We start from the raw sequence: 17,012 nt of genomic DNA on the forward strand, positions 1-17,012 counted from the left end.
TGTCCGCAAGTCGCGCCCCCAAGGCATGCTGCCTCTTTGCAAAACGTGCTACAATAGGAAAAACGCCTAGTGCCGTACCTTCATCCGAGCGCTTGCGGGGAAGGCTACATGGAACGGATACGTGTGGGCGGGCCTGCCGGACAACCCTCCGGTAGTATTGCCAGGATGGCGGATTTATTCTCCGGAAACACCCGGCGCATCGGCTTCGCATGCATTGATTCCTTACTATAAAAGCTTTCCGGACAAACTGCAAGTGAAATTATCGTGTCTGGCGTGACTCTAAACGAGGTGATTAGTGATGAAACAAATCGGATTTATCGGATTAGGCACCATGGGCGCTCCGATGGCCCTGAATCTGCTCCGCAAAGGGTACGCGGTCACCGTATACAACCGCAGTGCCGATAAAGCGGCGGAGCTCGTCCAGGCGGGCGCTTCGCTTGCCGCAACCCCTGCGGAAGCCGTCTCCGGCGCCGAGGTTCTGTTCACGATGCTAAGCAACGATTCCGCCATCGAGAGCGTTTTTTACGGCGAGAATGGGGTTCTGGAGAAGGCCGGTGAAGGCCTTACCGTGATTGATTCGAGCACCGTTTCCCCGGCCCTCAGCCAGCGTCTTCACGCCGATCTGGGCAAACGCGGGGCGTACTTCCTGGACGCGCCCGTAACGGGAAGCAAGCCCGCTGCGGAAGCGGCGACGCTCGTGTTCATGGTCGGCGGAGACCGCCCCGTGTTCGACGCCCAGCACGCGCTGCTGAGCGATCTCGGCAGCAAGGTGCTTTACATGGGGCCGTCCGGTTCCGGCTCCTATACGAAACTGGCCCACAACACGATTGTGGGCATCAACGCGATCGGCCTGATGGAGGGCCTCTCGATCGCGACGAAAGCAGGCCTTGCCCCGGAGCAGTTCCTGCAAATCGTGCAGGCGGGTTCCGGGAACAGCAAGCAGGCCGAGCTCAAAGGCCCGAAGATCCTCGAGCGCGATTTCAGCAACCAGTTCTCGCTGAAGCTGATGCTGAAGGATCTGCTGCTGGCGTCGGACCTGACAGGCAAATTCCAATTGCCCGCTCCCATGCTGCATGCAGCCACCACCGTCTTCCAGATGGGCCTGAGCAAGGGCCTAGGCGAGGAAGACCTGGCCGCCGCCATCCAGTGCTACGAGGAATGGATGAACGAGCGCGTGGAGAAAAAAGGCGGGCAGTAAAGCTCGCCTTTTAGCCGGTTCCGGTGGGTACCAACGTAACGGCAGACGGGACTTGCATCTCCGCTTGCTTCGTGATTTATGCGCCGTTTAGGGGCTCACCACCGTTTAGTACGCATCATCCGTCCGTTAACAGTATCGGTAACCGCGCTTCGGTTTTATCGGCGTTTATCGGGGTGATGCCGCGTACCGTGTAAAACAATTCAGCATAGGCGGCGTAAGCTCGCCGCTCCGCCTGCGTGCGGTCGCGAGATCCCTAGGGGGTACACGCTGCTGAAACCGCGGCTCCGGCGAACCACCGTCATGCGAAGCCAACCACCGCGTGCCGAGAGCTCCGCATGGCAAGAAAGGCCCTACCGAACGCTGCGTTCGGTAGGGCCTTTTCTGTTGCCTGCGGCTGCGTGCTGCCTGCGCTGCATGTACCTGCTGTCGCGTATACCCGCTGCACATGCCCGCAACCGCGTGCTGCCGCGTTTGCATACACCTGCGGGCGCGTATACCCGCTGCGCATGCCCGCAATCGTGTGCTGCCGCGGTGCATGTACCTGCCGGCGCGTATAGCCGCAGACGCAGCTAAAACCGGAAGCTTATTCCGCGATGTAGGAGCAGCAGTAATCCGTGACGGTCCGGACTTTCAGCTTGAATTTCGCGTTTGCCGGGACGGTAAACTCCCCTTCACCCTGAATGTCTGTCCAATCGGATTCGCCGGGAAGGAGGACGCTCAGGTCGCCGGCCAGGATTTCCATGATCTCTTTGGAGTCCGTACCGAATTCATACTCCCCCGGAAGCATGATGCCCAGCGTCTTCTTCGTGCCATCCGCGAACAGAACGGCGCGGCTGGTCACTTTCCCCTCAAAATAAACGTTCGCTTTCTTGACTACGGTAACTCCTTCGAAATTCGACAACCTGTTCTCCCCCTCGTGATTGGCGGCTGCACATAAGGACGACCCTGTGAAAGCGGTCGTCCGGATGGCATTCTTGTATTTATTTAAGCAGTTCTTTGACGCGCTTGGCGACATTCTCTGCCGTAAATCCGAATTCCTTGATGAGCAGATCGCCCGGAGCCGAAGCGCCGAACGTGCTGATGCCGAGGATAGAGCCCTCGTCGCCTACATAACGCTCCCATCCGAGCGGATAAGCCATCTCTACGCCGAGGCGTTTTTTGACGTCCGGAAGCAGGACGGAATCCTTGTACTCCTGGGACTGCTTCTCGAACAGTTCCCAGCTCGGCATGCTGACGACGCGTACTTGGATGCCTTCTTCGGCGAGCAGTTTCTGAGCGGCTACACCGTGCTGGACTTCCGAGCCCGTCGCAAGGATAAGCGCGTCCGGCTTGCCGTTAGGCGCGTCGGATACGACGTAAGCGCCTTTGGAGAGGTTCTCGCGCGCATATTTGGCGGAGCCTTCGAGCTGCGGCAGGTTTTGGCGGGTGAGAATGAGCGCGTACGGTCCGTCGTTGTGCTCCATCACATAACGCCAAGCTTCGCTCGTCTCGTTGCCGTCCGCAGGACGGAGAACGGTCATGCCCGGAATGACGCGGAGGGCCGCAAGCTGTTCGACCGGCTCGTGAGTCGGGCCGTCTTCGCCTACGCCGATGCTGTCGTGCGTGAAGACGTAGATCACCGGCTGCTTCATCAGGGCGGCCAGACGGATCGACGGACGCAGGTAGTCGGAGAACACGAAGAACGTGCCGCCGTATACGCGGAGACCGCCGTGCAGGGAAATTCCGTTCAGGGCGGCGCCCATTCCGAATTCGCGCACCCCGAACCAGATGTTGCGGCCCGCGTAATTTTCCGCGTTGAAGATCGGAGCGTTCTTGATCTCCGTGTTGTTGGAGCTTGCCAGGTCGGCGGAACCCCCGAAGAAGAACGGCACGTTCTTCGCTATGGCGTTCAGCGCGTTACCGGAAGCGGCGCGCGTAGCCAGAGCTTTGTCTTCCGGCGTGTACACCGGAAGATCGCGGTCCCAGCCTTCCGGAAGCTTGCCGCTTTCGCCCAGTTCAAACTGCTCGGCGAGCTCAGGGAAAGCTTTGCGGTAGTCGTCGAACTGCTTCTTCCATGCCTGTTCGGCCTGGATGCCCTTTTCTTTAACCGCCGCATAATGCTCGCGGACTTCTTCAGGAACATAGAAATCTTCTTCGTAGTTCCACTTGTAGAATTCCTTCGTCAGCTTGGCTTCTTCCAGACCGAGCGGGGAACCGTGCGGTCCGGCATGTCCGCCCTTGCCGCCTTTGTTCGGGCTGCCGTAGCCGATCGTCGTTTTCACTTCGATCAGAGTCGGACGGGTCGTGTCGGCTTTCGCCTCTTCAACCGCACGATTGAGGGCTTCCAGGTCGTTTTGCTCTTCTACGCGGAGCACCTGCCAGCCGTATGCTTCGAAACGCTTTTGAACATTTTCGGTAAAGGAAACGTGCAGATCGCCGTCAAGCGAAATGTCGTTGGAGTCGTACATCATGATCAGCTTGCCCAGTTTAAGGGTTGCGGCCAGTGATACGGCCTCGGAAGATACACCTTCCATCATATCGCCGTCTCCGCAGATGGCGTATGTATAGTGATCGATAACCGGGTAACCTTCACGGTTGTACAGGCCTGCCAGATGAGCTTCGGCCATCGCCATACCCACGGCCATGCCGATACCTTGTCCGAGCGGACCGGTTGTCGCGTCTACGCCCGCCGTGTGACCGAACTCGGGATGTCCCGGAGTCAAGCTTCCCCACTGGCGGAAATTTTTGATTTCTTCCATCGGAAGATCGTAACCCGTCAGGTGCAGAATCGCGTAAAGCAGCATGGAACCGTGGCCTGCGGACAGGACAAAGCGGTCGCGGTTGATCCATGTCGGGTTGGCCGGATTATGTTTCATTTGATTCGCGAACAGCGTATAAGCCATAGGCGCGGCTCCCATAACGATGCCGGGGTGACCGGACTTGGCTTTCTCGATAGCGTCGATTCCGAGTGTACGGATCGTGTGAACGGCAAGTTCCTGAATAGGCGTATTGCTTGCAGACATGGTGTATCCTCCTAGGAATAGTCTCGTGTTATACTGTTGTTGATATTATCACCAATATTGAAGCTTTAGTTCCATTATAAAGCTAAAATCCGAAACCGCAATGTCAGGCCCGCCGTGTAAGCGCCCGCATTCGGGCAAGAGGAGTGAAACGCGGATGAGCCGCCCTTTTTTTGAAAACGGAAACACGCTTGTCGCGCGGGGCTTTGCTTTCGGGCTGGTGCCCGGGGCCGCACTCGCTCTGTTTTTTAAAGCCGTGGAATTCTTTGCAGGTTCCCGCGTCTATACGCTTCTGCTCAATGTCGACTTTATCCCGGGTCTTGGGGGCGATCAGCCTGAATGGTTCGAACTGACCCTGCATCTGGCCGTGTCGGTCCTTATCGGTTTCCTGTACGCGATTCTGCTCAGATGTACGGAAAAACCGTGGCTGCCCGGGATCCTGCTCGGTATCTCGCCTATCCCCTTGTTCGTACCTCTTACCCAACTGGCCGTATCGGCGAAAACACCCGTCCTTTCGGATGTAACCGCCATGATCTGGTGGATCGCGGGACACCTTCTTTACGGCGTGATACTCGCCGTTTTAGGCACAAAAGCTCTTCGAGCCTCTAAAAAGGAATGACCCGCTTTAAAGCGGCACAGTCCAGGGGGATGCTCCTTTAATAAAATCCGAAGCGGCATAGAAGCCTTCTTCGGATTTTTTTCTGAAAAGCCTTGATGCGATATCGCTCCACGGCTGCGGCGTTAGCTGAAGACGACCGTTTTGTTCTGATGAACGAGGATGCGGTCTTCCGTATGCCAGGAAACGGCCCTTGCCAAGACGATCCGCTCGATATGACGGCCGATGCGCTTCAAATCGTCGACATTGTCGCGGTGGCTGACGCGCTGCACGTCCTGCTCGATGATCGGACCTCCATCCAGCTCCTCGGTCACGTAATGCGCGGTCGCCCCGATCAGCTTAACTCCCCGCCCGTGAGCCTGCGCGTAAGGTTTGCCTCCGACGAAAGCCGGAAGGAAGGAATGATGAATATTAATGATCCGGTTCTGGTAATGCTTGATAAAAGAAGGTGGAATAATCTGCATGTACCGGGCGAGGATGATCAGATCCACCTGGCCTTCGAGCAGTTCCAGATGGCGCTTCTCCACCTCGGCCTTCGTATCCGGAGTTACCGGAATATGGTGGTACGGAATACCGAACGGCTCGACGAGCGGCGCCATATCCGGGTGGTTGCTGACGACCATGGCGATGTCCGCGTCGAGATCCCCGGCACGCCAGTGCCACAGAAGCTCCAGCAGACAGTGATCTTCTTTGGACACGAAGATCGCCAGACGTTTTCTCTGACTGGCCAGCGACAGGCTCCAGTCCATAGAGAATTCCGCCGCCACTCCGGCAAAATCGGCCTCAAGCCGCGGCTTGCGCTGCTCAAGGTCGGTTAAGTCGAATTCGATCCGGATAAAGAACATGCCGCCTTCCGGGTCCATGGTGTACTGGTCCGACTGGACGATGTTCGCCCCGTAGTCGGACAAAAATTTGGATACCGCGGCCACGATTCCAGGCCGGTCCGGGCAGGAAATGAGCATTCTGCCGCGGTTTTGTTTGCCGGCTGCGCCGGACGTGTTTGCTGCTGCCATCTCTACTGGATTCTCCTTTGTACCTGCAAAATAGTAACCTATCCGGGTCTAGCCGGTGATGAAAACGGAGTTGCCCGTTAACTTACAGAGATTTCAGCAGATCTTTGCCCGCAAACCATGCCGTCAGGCGCTGATTGATCTGCTCTTCGGACAGCTCCGGGAACAGACGCTCTTCCGCGATCATGTCGTACAAGCGCTCCATCGGTTCGCGCCCGTCCGCTTTCTTGGCTTTCGCGTCGGTTTTGAGCAGCTCCCAGGTCTGCAAGACGAAGCCGCGCGAATCGACCTCTTTCTTCTCGAAAAAGGAAGCCAGCCGCTCCACGTCTTCCACAAAGGATGCGCCGAAACGTTCCAGGACGGTTCCGCTGAGCAGCGCGATTTCCGCTTCGTACATCGGACGCTGGGTTTTCGGGTCCTTCCCGATCCACGGAGTCTCCAAGATCATCGGCAGGCCGAGCAGCTTCTCGTGATGAACGACGCGGTTCATCGCCTCGAAGCCGATCCAGCCCGCTCCGACCGGAGCATGGCGGTCTTTGGACGCGCCGCGCGGGTTCTTGCTGTCGTTAAGGTGGACGACCCCGATGCGGTCCAGACCGACCACGCGGTCGAACTGATCCAGCACGCCGTCCAGGTCGCCTACGACATCATACCCTGCATCGTGGATATGGCACGTATCCAGACATACCGTCAAGCGGCCGTTGTCTTCGACCTTGTCGATAATCTGCGCCAGCTCCTCGAAGCTGCGGCCCATCTCTGTGCCTTTGCCCGCCATAGTTTCCAGGGCGATATGCACACCCGTGTCCTTGACGCCGGCGAGGACTTCGTTAAGCCCTTCCGAAATGCGGGCGAGGCCGTACTCCGCATCCTTGTCCGTAAACGCGCCGGGATGAAGCACGATATTTTTCACGCCCAGATAGTCCGTGCGGCGGATTTCATCCTGCAGGAATTGGACCGCCAGCTCGTACGTGTTGTCTTTGTAGGAACCCAGGTTGATAATGTAAGGGGCATGAACGACGATCTCGCCGATCCCGTGCTCCTGCATGACTTCCCGGCCCTCTTCGATATATTGCGTTTCAATAGGCTTGCGCCGTGTATTCTGAGGTGCACCCGTGTAGATCATGAATGTGCCGGAGCCGTACGAGACAGCTTCCCGGGCCGCATTCAGCAAACCTTTGTCGGAAAATGAAACGTGTGAACCGATTTTAATCATAGGGAATTGGCTCCTTGCTTAGTAAAATCTTTTCCCCCTATTTTACAGGCAATGTCGCAAGAAAGCCAGAAATAAGGTATAATTTCAAGAGAGATCCAGTGCTTAAACCTGGCCCCGCGCGGGAATATATAGATTCCGAGGTGACGAGTTTTGAACAACTCCCTGTTTATGTGGTTTATTACTTTCTGGCCCCTTGTCCTCATTGGTCTGATGGCGATCGGCGGATATTTTATGTTCCGTAAATTCCTGAAGGTGCTGCCGAAGGCCGACGGAAAATCCAAGCTCGACTGGCAGAACTACTACGTGGAGAAATCCCGCCATATGTGGACGGACGATTCCAAAGCCTTTCTTAACAAACTTGTCGCCCCTGTGCCCGGCCCGTTCCGTGACATCGCCAAGCACTCCATCGCGGCCAAAATCGGGCAGATCGCCTTGGAAGAAGAGGCGGCGGAAGTTACGCGCGAGCACTGCATCAAAGGTTATATCATCGCCACTCCCAAGCGGGATTACCGGAGCCTGATGAATTTCCTTGAACGCGAGAAAATTGACTACACGCCTTACAAACATCTGATCAATTCCTGATCCTTCTATCCATACTCGCAGGAAGATTTCAGGCAGACCGATCCGGATACACGCCAAAAAAACCGCTCGGCCCTCTCGGGACAGGAGCGGTCATTTTTTTTCGCAAAGTCAAAGCGGCACACAACACGACCGGGATCGACTAGAACAGCCAGAGGCCCAGCGTCAATGAAACGATCCCCAGAAGCAAATAAAGCGAGCTGATCAGCCAGCGGAGCCAAGGCTTCCATGCCTTATCCCCCTCAACAACCATTCTTCTCATCCTACTTTCCCTGACCTGAACGTTACCGACTTGGGGAGCATGTAACCCGGTTCTGCATTACGCCATCAACGGAAGGCGAGTCTCGTACTCGTTCAAACGTCCATGATGCGGCAGATCGTGACAGCTCGTGGTGTTCGAATTCGGGGCTGCACAGCCTTTGCAGCTTGCCAGCGGTATCGACACCCGGTAAAATCCGGTTTTGAAAATATGATCCGCCTGTATCCGGGACACAATCGAACCGCAGTGAATGCAGTAGACCAAATCCAAAGCTTTCATTCTCACACACCTCTTCATTTTGCTTCTTGTTGTCGCAACTTGTTACATTCTGTATTTATAAATTATTATAAGATACGTTTTGTAACAAATCAAGAAGTTTTTGGGTAATTCGGTGCGTTTTTACGAGATTTTTGTAGAATTTTTAGAAAAAAATAATACATCGCTGTACCTAGAAGGGCACCGCAGGTGTCCAGGATAACGTCTTCGGTTGCGGCGGTTCTTTGTGAAACAAAGGATTGATGGAATTCATCCAAACCTGCAAACAAAGCCGAGGCCAAAATCACCGTAACATAGACGGCTAATTTACTTTGTCCCAGTCCTCTATGCAGCAAACGGGCAATCAGAACAGCAAGTACCCCATAAACGAATAAATGGGCGGCTTTGCGGATGAAAAATTCCACGAATCCCCACGTTCCGCTCTTTCGGATACTTACCTCCTTCCCGTTATATTGAATCTTGGATTCCGAAAAGAGCTGGTTAATACGTTTATCGGAAAACTCCTGCTTTAACCAGGGCCTAAGATTCTGCTTGCTGTATGGCTCCGAAGAAAAATGGTAAATAACCGCCATCCAGACGAGAAGAGGAAGCCCGAACAGAACAAAAAATCGCAACCGGCTGCGATGCGTCATTAGTATCACTTCCATTTCCGTGCTAAATAAAAAAATTCCCCCATCCGACCGTAAAGATCGTTGGGGGAATCGCTAATTGGACGAACCTGATTTTTCGGAAAGATGAGGCAGTAAAATATCCTTTAAATCCTCAACGAATGGTTTTACTTGAAGATGGGAGAATGGGGCCGGCTGCCTCTCGACTTTTTCAATGAATTGCTGCAAATGTACAAGCAACTGATTCGAATGATTATCCATATTAGCCCCCCGCTTTTGGTTTACACGGAAAGAACTGCGTTTGGAGCAAGAACTTCGGGCCGCCCGATGGAGTAATATTCAAACCCTTCCTGCCTCATTCTCTCCAATGCAAAGCAGTTCCTTCCGTCGATAATTACAGGTTTTCGTAATAGCTCGCGGATATGATCGAGTTCCATCGTGACGACTTCTTTCCATTCGGTCAGAATCACGCAGGCATCACAGTCCCTAACGGCGTCGTACAGATCTTGGGTGTATACCACACTATCGGGCAGATAGCAGCGCGCCTCTTCCACCGCAATAGGATCATACGCCTGGACGCGAGCCCCTTTCTCCAGTAACTTGGGAATAAGCGTAAGAGAAGGTGCTTCCCTTACATCGTTTGTATTGGGTTTGAAGGCAAGGCCCAGTACAGCGATTTTCTTGTCGGTCAGATTGCCGATCGCCTTTTCCAATTTCTCAATAACCAGCATTCTTTGCTTGTCATTCGTCTCGATAACAGCCTCAAGAAGCTTAAAATCGTAGCCGGAAACATCGGCTATATGCTTTAAAGCATGGGTGTCTTTAGGGAAACAGCTTCCCCCGTAACCAATGCCCGCTTGAAGAAATTTGTTACCGATGCGGCTGTCCAGCCCCATCCCTTTGGCTACTTCGGTCACATCCGCTCCAACTCTTTCGCAAATATTGGCAATCGCGTTGATAAATGAAATTTTAGCAGCCAGAAACGTATTCGCTGCATATTTAATCATCTCCGCGCTCTCCAGACTCGTTTTAAAAATCGTTGTACGGAAAGGATCATGCAGCCTGGCTATGATCTCGGCCGCTCTGTCGCTCGTCGCCCCGATAACGGCTCTCTCCATGTTCATGCAATCATGGACAGCCGAACCCTCGCGTAGAAATTCCGGATTGGACGCGACATCGAACGGGATAGAAGGATCTGACTGATTGCTCCGAATGATCTCCTGAACGAGTCTTCCCGTTCCGACAGGAACCGTACTTTTGGTAACAATCACCTTATAGTCACGAATACTCTGCCCTATAGCAGCAGCGGCTGCTCTTACATAGCTCAGATCAGCCTCTCCGCTTGGTGACATCGGCGTTCCCACTGCAATAAAGATGACGTCGCTCCTGTGGATAACGGAGGCTATATCAGAAGAAAAGGAAAGTCTATTTAAATTTGTATTCCGCTTTACCAGTTCTTCAAGACCCGGCTCGTAAATCGGGATCTCAGCCCTTTGCAGTTTAGCGATCTTCGCTTCATCTATATCACAACAAATGACCTGATGACCAACTTCCGAGAAGCAAGTTCCGGATACCAGCCCGACATATCCTGTTCCAATGACTCCAATAGTGCTCATCCTGTCAGCCTCCTTGTAGAATAAGATCCTTCTCGTATATCTCCCTTATGTAACGGTATAAATCACTGCTTAAATCCGGCCTTTGAAGCGCAAAATCGATTGTCGCTTTGATAAAACCTAATTTATCCCCGACATCATAACGGATTCCTTCAAATTCGTAAGCAAATGTGGGCCGGTTCTCATTTAGTCTTCTTATAGCGTCCGTTAACTGTATTTCCCCTCCGGCTCCAGGCTGCTGCGTCTCCAGAATGTTAAAGATTTCGGGAGTCAGAATATAGCGGCCCATTATGGCATAATTGGACGGCGCTTCCGACGGCTGCGGTTTCTCGACGAGAGATCGGACAGGGATTACATGGCGATCAACAATTTCTTTGCCCGCGTCTACGATGCCGTATTTGTTAACATCTTTATCCGCAACCCACTGAACGCCGACTACCGTTGACTTGTATTTTTCATAGACTTCAATTAGCTGGGCGGTGCAAGGAGTTTCCGCCTGAACAATATCGTCTCCAAGCAGTACGGCAAAAGGTTCTTGACCGATAAAAGACTTGGCGCACAGGATCGCGTGTCCAAGCCCTTTCGGTTCCTTCTGCCTCACATAATGAATGTTCGCCAAATTCGAGATTGCCTGAATTTGCTTCAGATCTTCTAATTTCCCTTTTTGCTCCAATGTTTCTTCCAGCTCAAAAGATTTATCGAAATGGTCTTCGATCGCACGTTTACCCCGGCCGCTTATGATCAGGATATCTTCAATTCCCGAGGCAATGGCCTCTTCGACGATATATTGAATAGTCGGTTTATCCACAATGGGAAGCATTTCTTTGGGCTGCGCTTTCGTTGCCGGCAGAAACCTGGTCCCAAGACCGGCTGCGGGAATGATCGCCTTTTTGATTGTCATGGTTCCCTCCTAGACCCAATGAAATAAAAAAGACCAGGGTTGATTAGCTACCTGGTCTGCGTCACACTTTTTTCCGATGTCTTATAGTACTCCGTATACCATTCCACAAAACGTTTCAATCCGACCTCAATGGATGTGGACGGAGCAAACCCCACTTCTTTTGCCAACGCATCGATATCAGCAAATGTTTCTTTTACATCACCGGGCTGCATGGGCTGAAAATCTATGACCGCCTTTTGGCCCAGGCAATCCTCCAGTACTTGAATGAACTTCATTAAAGGGACCGGTTTGTTATTTCCGATGTTATAAATGCTGTAAGGAGCGGCCTTCTCCCCGTCTGCTCCTGTCTTGCTTTGCGGCGGGTGATCCACAAGCCGAACTATTCCTTCCACAATATCATCGATATAAGTGAAGTCACGACGCATATCTCCATGATTGAACACCGCAATAGGCTTACCCTGCAGAATCTTTTGAGTAAAAGAAAAATAAGCCATATCCGGTCTTCCCCATGGTCCGTAAACTGTAAAAAAGCGCAGGCCCGTACTCGGTATCCCGAATAAATGACTGTAGGTATGGGCCATCAATTCGTTAGACTTTTTAGTCGCTGCGTAGAGACTGGCCGGATGATCTACAGAGTCTTCCACCGAAAATGGAATTTTCTTATTGAGCCCGTATACAGAAGAAGACGAAGCGTAGATTAGATGTTTCACCTTATACGTACGGCAAGCTTCAAGTATATTGGTAAACCCGACAATATTCGAAGAAATATATGCCGAAGGGTTCTCCAGACTGTAGCGGACACCCGCTTGTGCAGCCAAATTAATAACAACGGCAGGTTTATGCGCTTCAAAAAGGGAATTTACCGCATCTGCGTTTTCTAAATCCCCTTCTACAAAATGAAAGGATGGCCGCTTACCTAATTGTGCAAGCCGGTCTTTTTTCAATTGAACGTCGTAGTAGTCGTTCAGATTGTCTAAACCTACAACAATCTGTCCTTCGTCTAAAAGTTTGTGGACCAGATGAAAACCGATAAAACCAGCAGCACCGGTAACTAAGATCATATTACATCACCTTTTTGAATGATTCAGCAAACTGACTGAATTCACCCCAGAATGTTGTTCTTCGTTCGTTAAGTATAAGGTTCGTATATTCTAACGCCGTCTTGAAGTTTTTTTCACTTTCTTTTTCACGTTTTTGTCTGTCTCGGACCATCCTTAATAAAATAGAAGCCAATTCTTCAGCGTTACCTGCTTTAAATACACAATCTGGAGAAAGCAATTCCGGTATTCCTCCGACATCAGACCCTATAGCTGGTAATGCACGGCTCATGGCTTCAATCAAGGCTCGTGGCAGTCCCTCTTGAAAGCTGGGTTGAATATACAAGTCAAGATCATCCAACCATTTAAAGATAGGTTCTCCGCTAGGAACTGGAGAATAAAATTTAACTTTATTGCGAATACCAAGATTCCTGCTTAACTCATCCCATTCTGTGGGATTCCCTTCTCCAATAACACGAAATTCAAATGAAATTTCATCTTTAATCAAATGAAGGCCTTGGAGAGCAATATCAATGCCTTTATATTTTGACACCATAGAACCAATTAGGCCAATCTTTATAGTATCGTTATTACCGTCCATAACAACTTTTCTATCCTCTAGAATACTTTTAGGAAGGGACGGGAGCTCTACATTGGAACAATTTATCGAATGGCCCTTAGTTGGATAATGCTTTTGTAAAAATTCACGTGTTACATAGAGAGCAAATGGAGCGTTTTTCACTGTCTTCTTCATCTTCCATGTCATGATCGGAGCGTAAACCTTTCCCTTCCAGTTTCCATAATTCCAAAGCGCATCCCAAGCATGACCTACTACTTCAACCGCGTATGGCTTCCCTATCGATTTAGCTACTTCCACCGCCAATGGGCCAATTTCGCTCGGAAGTCTTACTATCATTGCATCAGTGGTAGAAAGTGATTTTTTTATTATCTCTATAACTTCTTTTCTTTTTGTAATCATAGAAACGGGATCACTTAAAGACGGCGCTTTTAAAAAAGTGACTTCCGGCCCGCTTGAAACTTTTAAGTTTTGTCTGCTTCCTGAATCCACTTCTTTTTGTCTAGAAATTACTTCTATCGTATCAAAAACACTTAAATATCTCTGCCAAACCGTATAGTCAAAATAATTATGAAAGTACTGTTCCGTTCCCTCTAAATGCTCGATAACCACATCATAAGCAAAGGTAAGTTTCATTGAAATCCTTCCTTCATTCATTATAGAACTTGGACTTGCGGCTGCAATTCTCTTTTCAAAGCATAGTAAGAAACCGTCTTTTGGAGTCCTTCTTTCAAAGTGAATTTCGGGGCCCATTTCAGTTCCAACTTAGCCAAAGTATTATCTAAGCAGCTATGCACAATGTCTCCATTTCTGGCTTCACGATAAACTATTGGAAGTTCTGTGTTAGCGACGCGATTAAGCATATTGACCAATTGGTTGATACTTGTTCTTTCATTTGTGCTTACGTTAAGTACGAAGTTATCACCAAAAGTTAAGGCCGCTACATTTGCTGCAGCAATATCCTCGACGTAAATAAAATCCCTGGTTTGTTCACCGTCTCCAAATATGATAGGAGAATTATTATTAAGCAGATTCTCCACAAAAATAGAGATAACCCCGCCTTCGCCTTTAGATATTTGCCGAGTGCCATACACGTTGGCATATCTCAAAATTGTGTACCTAAGTCCATACAATTTTTCGTAAGCTTTAATATAATGCTCCGGAGTATATTTGGAAATTCCATAGTGAGACAAAGGAACTATAGAGTGAATTTCATCTACTCCAAGATATTGCGGATCTCCGTACACAGCTGCAGAAGAAGCATAGATTATTTTTTTGGTTCCCGCTTCTTTGCAGCTTTCTAAGATATTAATGGTTCCCAGGATATTTATCTTCGCATCCTCAACCGGATATCTAATTGATTTTTGAACATCAATTTGTGCGGCATGATGAATAACACATTCGGGACGCTCAATAATAAAAATTTCTCTTATATTATCGGATGTAATATCTTCTTTATAGAAGGTAGCTTGTGGATTAATATTTTCTTCAGTGCCTGTCGATAAATTGTCCACGCATACAACATCATGTCCTTGTTCGATCAATTTATCCGTAATATGGGATGCTATAAATCCGGCTCCGCCTGTAACCAGTACTTTCATTTCCCGACCTCCGATAATTTTATTTCTATGCAAAAAACATTGGTAAAACTTCCAACATAAAAGAGCCCTCTGTAGGAGGGCCCCTTAATATTTTGGTTACATGTATACAGCACTTAGTTTATTCACAACTGTCCGGATATCATACCCTGCTTGTTGTATTGCTTTTTCCCGCATATCCCACTCTGGCAAATCATTCTCTAGAAAATCTATGACTTCATCAGCCCAATGTTCAGCGGAATCCTCTAAACTTAAAAATTTAAAATGGCTGCTGCTTAAATCTGCTGCTTTTGTAATAGTATTGGAGACAATACAAGGCAGACCCGAAGCTTGTGCTTCAATTAAAACAACCGGAACTCCCTCAAAAAGAGAAGGCATTAAAAATACATCCATAGCTTTTAGAATTTCCGGAATTTCTTTACGCACACCCATAAAGTGAATTTTTTTTCCCAATCCTCTGTTCTTTACATCCTCTTCTACAGCAGCTTTCAACGGCCCGTCTCCAACCAATACCAATTGAGTGTCGGGTCTAGCCTTTACTACGCACTCAAAAATTTCAATGATCTTTTTATGATTTTTAACTTCCGAGAAACGACCGATATGGCCTATTATTCTACTGTCAACAGGAAGTCCAAGTCTCCTTCTAACTTCCGATTTTGCCTGGCTATTCAACGCTTTATAAGGTTCTAAATCAATTCCGTTGGCGAGTACCTGCACTCTAGGATCGCTAAAGCAATTTTTCCCGAATAATGCTTCACTAGCTGCTTTTGAACAGCCAATCATATGATTAGAATACGTAAGGATCATTTTTCTCGCATACCAGCGGTACATCGCCCTCATAGGATTATGGCCATGGCCGTCTTGTGTGGTATGACAGTGAGCAACACGAACCGGAATATTTTCTTTTTTTGCTATTTTCAGTACGAATCCGCTAAACGTATAGACATGGCTATGAACGGCTTGATAAGGACCATGACTTCTTAAAGTATTAAGGAAACTCTTCTGAAAAGCTATGATTCCCTCAGTTGTGGGATGTGGATGGATGATAATCCGCCCTCCCAATTCCCGTATTTCGTTGTCATAATCGCCAGGTTTATCTGAACTTACAGCAAAATCAAATTGAATTTGGTTCCTATCAATCTGACGATACAGGTTCATAATAAGCGTTTCCGCACCACCGCGATTCATAATTCTGACTACATGCAGAATTCTAATTGGCTTCATTAACCGTTCTAACCTCCTGAGAGCCCTTTAATCTTCCTAAAATGAATGAATTGGCTGTCATACAACCTGCAAGGTTGATAACATTGCCTACTATTACAGCTACTGCCGCTCCCTCCAATCCCCATAGCGGGATCAGCCAATAGGAAGCTAGAAGAGTCGTTAAACAAACGACAAGAAATATATACGGCTGGACAGAAAACAACCTCGCTGAAGTGAGTCCGTAACCTAAAAACGAGCTGATATAACTTATTCCCGCTCCAATCATGATCAAGATGAAGACACTTTGATAGGAAGCATATTCCGGCTTATAAATAATGGTTAGCATTTCTTTTCCAAACACCAACACAATAAAAACACCGGAGACTCCAAGGATGGTACCTATCATAACAAGTTTTATCATCAGGCTACGGAACATACCCCACTTAGCTTCAGCGTAGTATCCTGCGAACCTGGGAACAGCTGATTGTCCGAGAGCACTGACAACCGTCGTACCCGCCATCATCATATATGATATAGCCGAAAAGTATCCTAATTTATCTGTCCCCATCCCGTGTTCAATGAAATATCTCGGTATGTTCGCATTTAATGAAATTAGAAGCATGACTAAGCCCATAGGCAGACTTGTTTTAATTAATTTCTTAAGTTCGTGAAGATTTAGAATAATCTTGGTGGAATCATAATTTCTTGAATTAGTTAAATCATAGGTTAAAAAAAGCAAAATGGCGGATAAGGCAAAGCTGACCATACCGAGGATAATATTTTGGGTCAGCCAAAGAAGAATTATTAATAGCAGTAAAGATATAATTCCTTTAGCTATTAAAGATAGCGATATTTTATCCATTCGCTCATGCTTTTGCATCAAACCGAAAGCAATTTCACTCATGGCCTCCGCCGACTTAGCTAAACCGATCAAAACAATGACCACCGCCGTCTCCCAATTGTAAGGACCGAGAAAAGATATTCCTACGATGGTTAAAAAGGCTATTAGGGTAGCCGTTAATCTTAGACCAAAATATTGACCGTAAGTATATTCATCTTTACGATCTGATGCCAGAATCCCACGAAGCTGCAGATTTGTAAACATAAAAACAGGAGCAGTAATCGCTAACCCAAGGGAAAATTGACCGACCATCTCAGCGGTTCCTAATTTAGCCATAACAGAAAGCATTGCCCATTGGCAAATGGCGTAAAATAAGTTTCCAGCAAAGGTCCAAGAAAAGTTCATTTTAAGTGACAAAGATTTCACTGGTCCCTGGGCTTTTATATCGCTTTTAGAATCCAAAATGTGTTTACACCCTCTATAC

At 49.1% G+C, this 17,012-nt stretch carries 16 protein-coding genes; 3 read left to right on the plus strand and 13 right to left on the minus strand.

The annotated features are described in order from the left end of the window. The first annotated feature begins 298 nt into the window (after positions 1–298). Positions 299–1,198: an NAD(P)-dependent oxidoreductase gene (locus PCH01S_RS12920; protein ID WP_042229834.1), complete on the plus strand. Its 900-nt coding sequence runs from the start codon at positions 299–301 to the stop codon at positions 1,196–1,198. 583 nt (positions 1,199–1,781) lie between these two features. On the opposite strand, the gene ppnP is transcribed toward PCH01S_RS12920, so the two are convergent. Further along, the gene (gene ppnP, locus PCH01S_RS12925; protein ID WP_009672106.1) at positions 1,782–2,099 is read right to left on the minus strand and encodes a pyrimidine/purine nucleoside phosphorylase; all 318 of its coding nucleotides are present in this window, start codon (positions 2,097–2,099) and stop codon (positions 1,782–1,784) included. A 79-nt stretch (positions 2,100–2,178) separates the two neighbouring features. After that, positions 2,179–4,200, minus strand: a complete 2,022-nt coding sequence (tkt, locus tag PCH01S_RS12930; RefSeq protein WP_042229835.1) for a transketolase — start codon at positions 4,198–4,200, stop codon at positions 2,179–2,181. A 154-nt stretch (positions 4,201–4,354) separates the two neighbouring features. Here tkt and PCH01S_RS12935 point away from each other — a divergent pair, with 154 nt between their 5' ends. Continuing rightward, entirely contained in the window at positions 4,355–4,816 is a 462-nt protein-coding gene (locus tag PCH01S_RS12935; RefSeq protein WP_042229836.1) for a hypothetical protein, read from the plus strand. Between the two features lie 122 nt (positions 4,817–4,938). On the opposite strand, the gene purU is transcribed toward PCH01S_RS12935, so the two are convergent. Together purU and PCH01S_RS12945 are read right to left on the minus strand one after the other, a co-directional pair. Continuing rightward, the gene (gene purU / locus PCH01S_RS12940) at positions 4,939–5,826 is read right to left on the minus strand and encodes a formyltetrahydrofolate deformylase (RefSeq protein ID WP_042229837.1); all 888 of its coding nucleotides are present in this window, start codon (positions 5,824–5,826) and stop codon (positions 4,939–4,941) included. Between the two features lie 82 nt (positions 5,827–5,908). Beyond that, positions 5,909–7,036, minus strand: coding sequence for a deoxyribonuclease IV (locus PCH01S_RS12945; protein ID WP_042229838.1), 1,128 nt, complete (start codon positions 7,034–7,036; stop codon positions 5,909–5,911). A gap of 168 nt (positions 7,037–7,204) precedes the next feature. On the opposite strand from PCH01S_RS12945, the gene PCH01S_RS12950 reads away from it, so the two are divergent. Next, complete coding sequence (locus PCH01S_RS12950) at positions 7,205–7,618, plus strand: DUF2621 domain-containing protein (RefSeq protein WP_042229966.1); 414 nt, start codon at positions 7,205–7,207, stop codon at positions 7,616–7,618. A 316-nt stretch (positions 7,619–7,934) separates the two neighbouring features. On the opposite strand, the gene PCH01S_RS12955 is transcribed toward PCH01S_RS12950, so the two are convergent. From PCH01S_RS12955 to PCH01S_RS12995, 9 genes are all read right to left on the minus strand, one after another. Next, positions 7,935–8,153, minus strand: coding sequence for a hypothetical protein (locus PCH01S_RS12955; protein WP_042229840.1), 219 nt, complete (start codon positions 8,151–8,153; stop codon positions 7,935–7,937). 89 nt (positions 8,154–8,242) lie between these two features. Continuing rightward, on the minus strand, positions 8,243–8,782 hold the full coding sequence (locus PCH01S_RS12960; protein WP_042229841.1) for a VanZ family protein: 540 nt from the start codon (positions 8,780–8,782) through the stop codon (positions 8,243–8,245). A gap of 257 nt (positions 8,783–9,039) precedes the next feature. Then, entirely contained in the window at positions 9,040–10,374 is a 1,335-nt protein-coding gene (gene tuaD, locus PCH01S_RS12965; protein ID WP_042229843.1) for a UDP-glucose 6-dehydrogenase TuaD, read from the minus strand. A gap of 4 nt (positions 10,375–10,378) precedes the next feature. Next, positions 10,379–11,272, minus strand: coding sequence for a UTP--glucose-1-phosphate uridylyltransferase GalU (galU, locus tag PCH01S_RS12970; protein WP_042229844.1), 894 nt, complete (start codon positions 11,270–11,272; stop codon positions 10,379–10,381). Positions 11,273–11,319: 47 nt separating this feature from the next. Continuing rightward, on the minus strand, positions 11,320–12,333 hold the full coding sequence (locus PCH01S_RS12975; RefSeq protein WP_042229845.1) for an NAD-dependent epimerase: 1,014 nt from the start codon (positions 12,331–12,333) through the stop codon (positions 11,320–11,322). Between the two features lies 1 nt (position 12,334). Continuing rightward, positions 12,335–13,522, minus strand: coding sequence for a glycosyltransferase (locus tag PCH01S_RS12980; RefSeq protein WP_042229846.1), 1,188 nt, complete (start codon positions 13,520–13,522; stop codon positions 12,335–12,337). Positions 13,523–13,542: 20 nt separating this feature from the next. Further along, entirely contained in the window at positions 13,543–14,487 is a 945-nt protein-coding gene (locus PCH01S_RS12985; protein WP_042229847.1) for an NAD-dependent epimerase/dehydratase family protein, read from the minus strand. Between the two features lie 96 nt (positions 14,488–14,583). Continuing rightward, positions 14,584–15,708 (minus strand): glycosyltransferase family 1 protein, encoded by a 1,125-nt coding sequence (locus PCH01S_RS12990; protein WP_042229849.1) that lies wholly within the window; start codon positions 15,706–15,708, stop codon positions 14,584–14,586. Then, a complete protein-coding gene (locus tag PCH01S_RS12995) occupies positions 15,695–16,990 on the minus strand; it encodes a lipopolysaccharide biosynthesis protein (RefSeq protein WP_053228706.1) in 1,296 nt (431 codons plus the stop codon). Before PCH01S_RS12995 ends, PCH01S_RS12990 begins: the two co-directional genes overlap by 14 nt. Positions 16,991–17,012: the final 22 nt, after the last annotated feature.

Origin of the sequence: Paenibacillus chitinolyticus NBRC 15660, assembly GCF_000739915.1 — a bacterium.
GTDB lineage: Bacteria > Bacillota > Bacilli > Paenibacillales > NBRC-103111 > Paenibacillus_F > Paenibacillus_F chitinolyticus.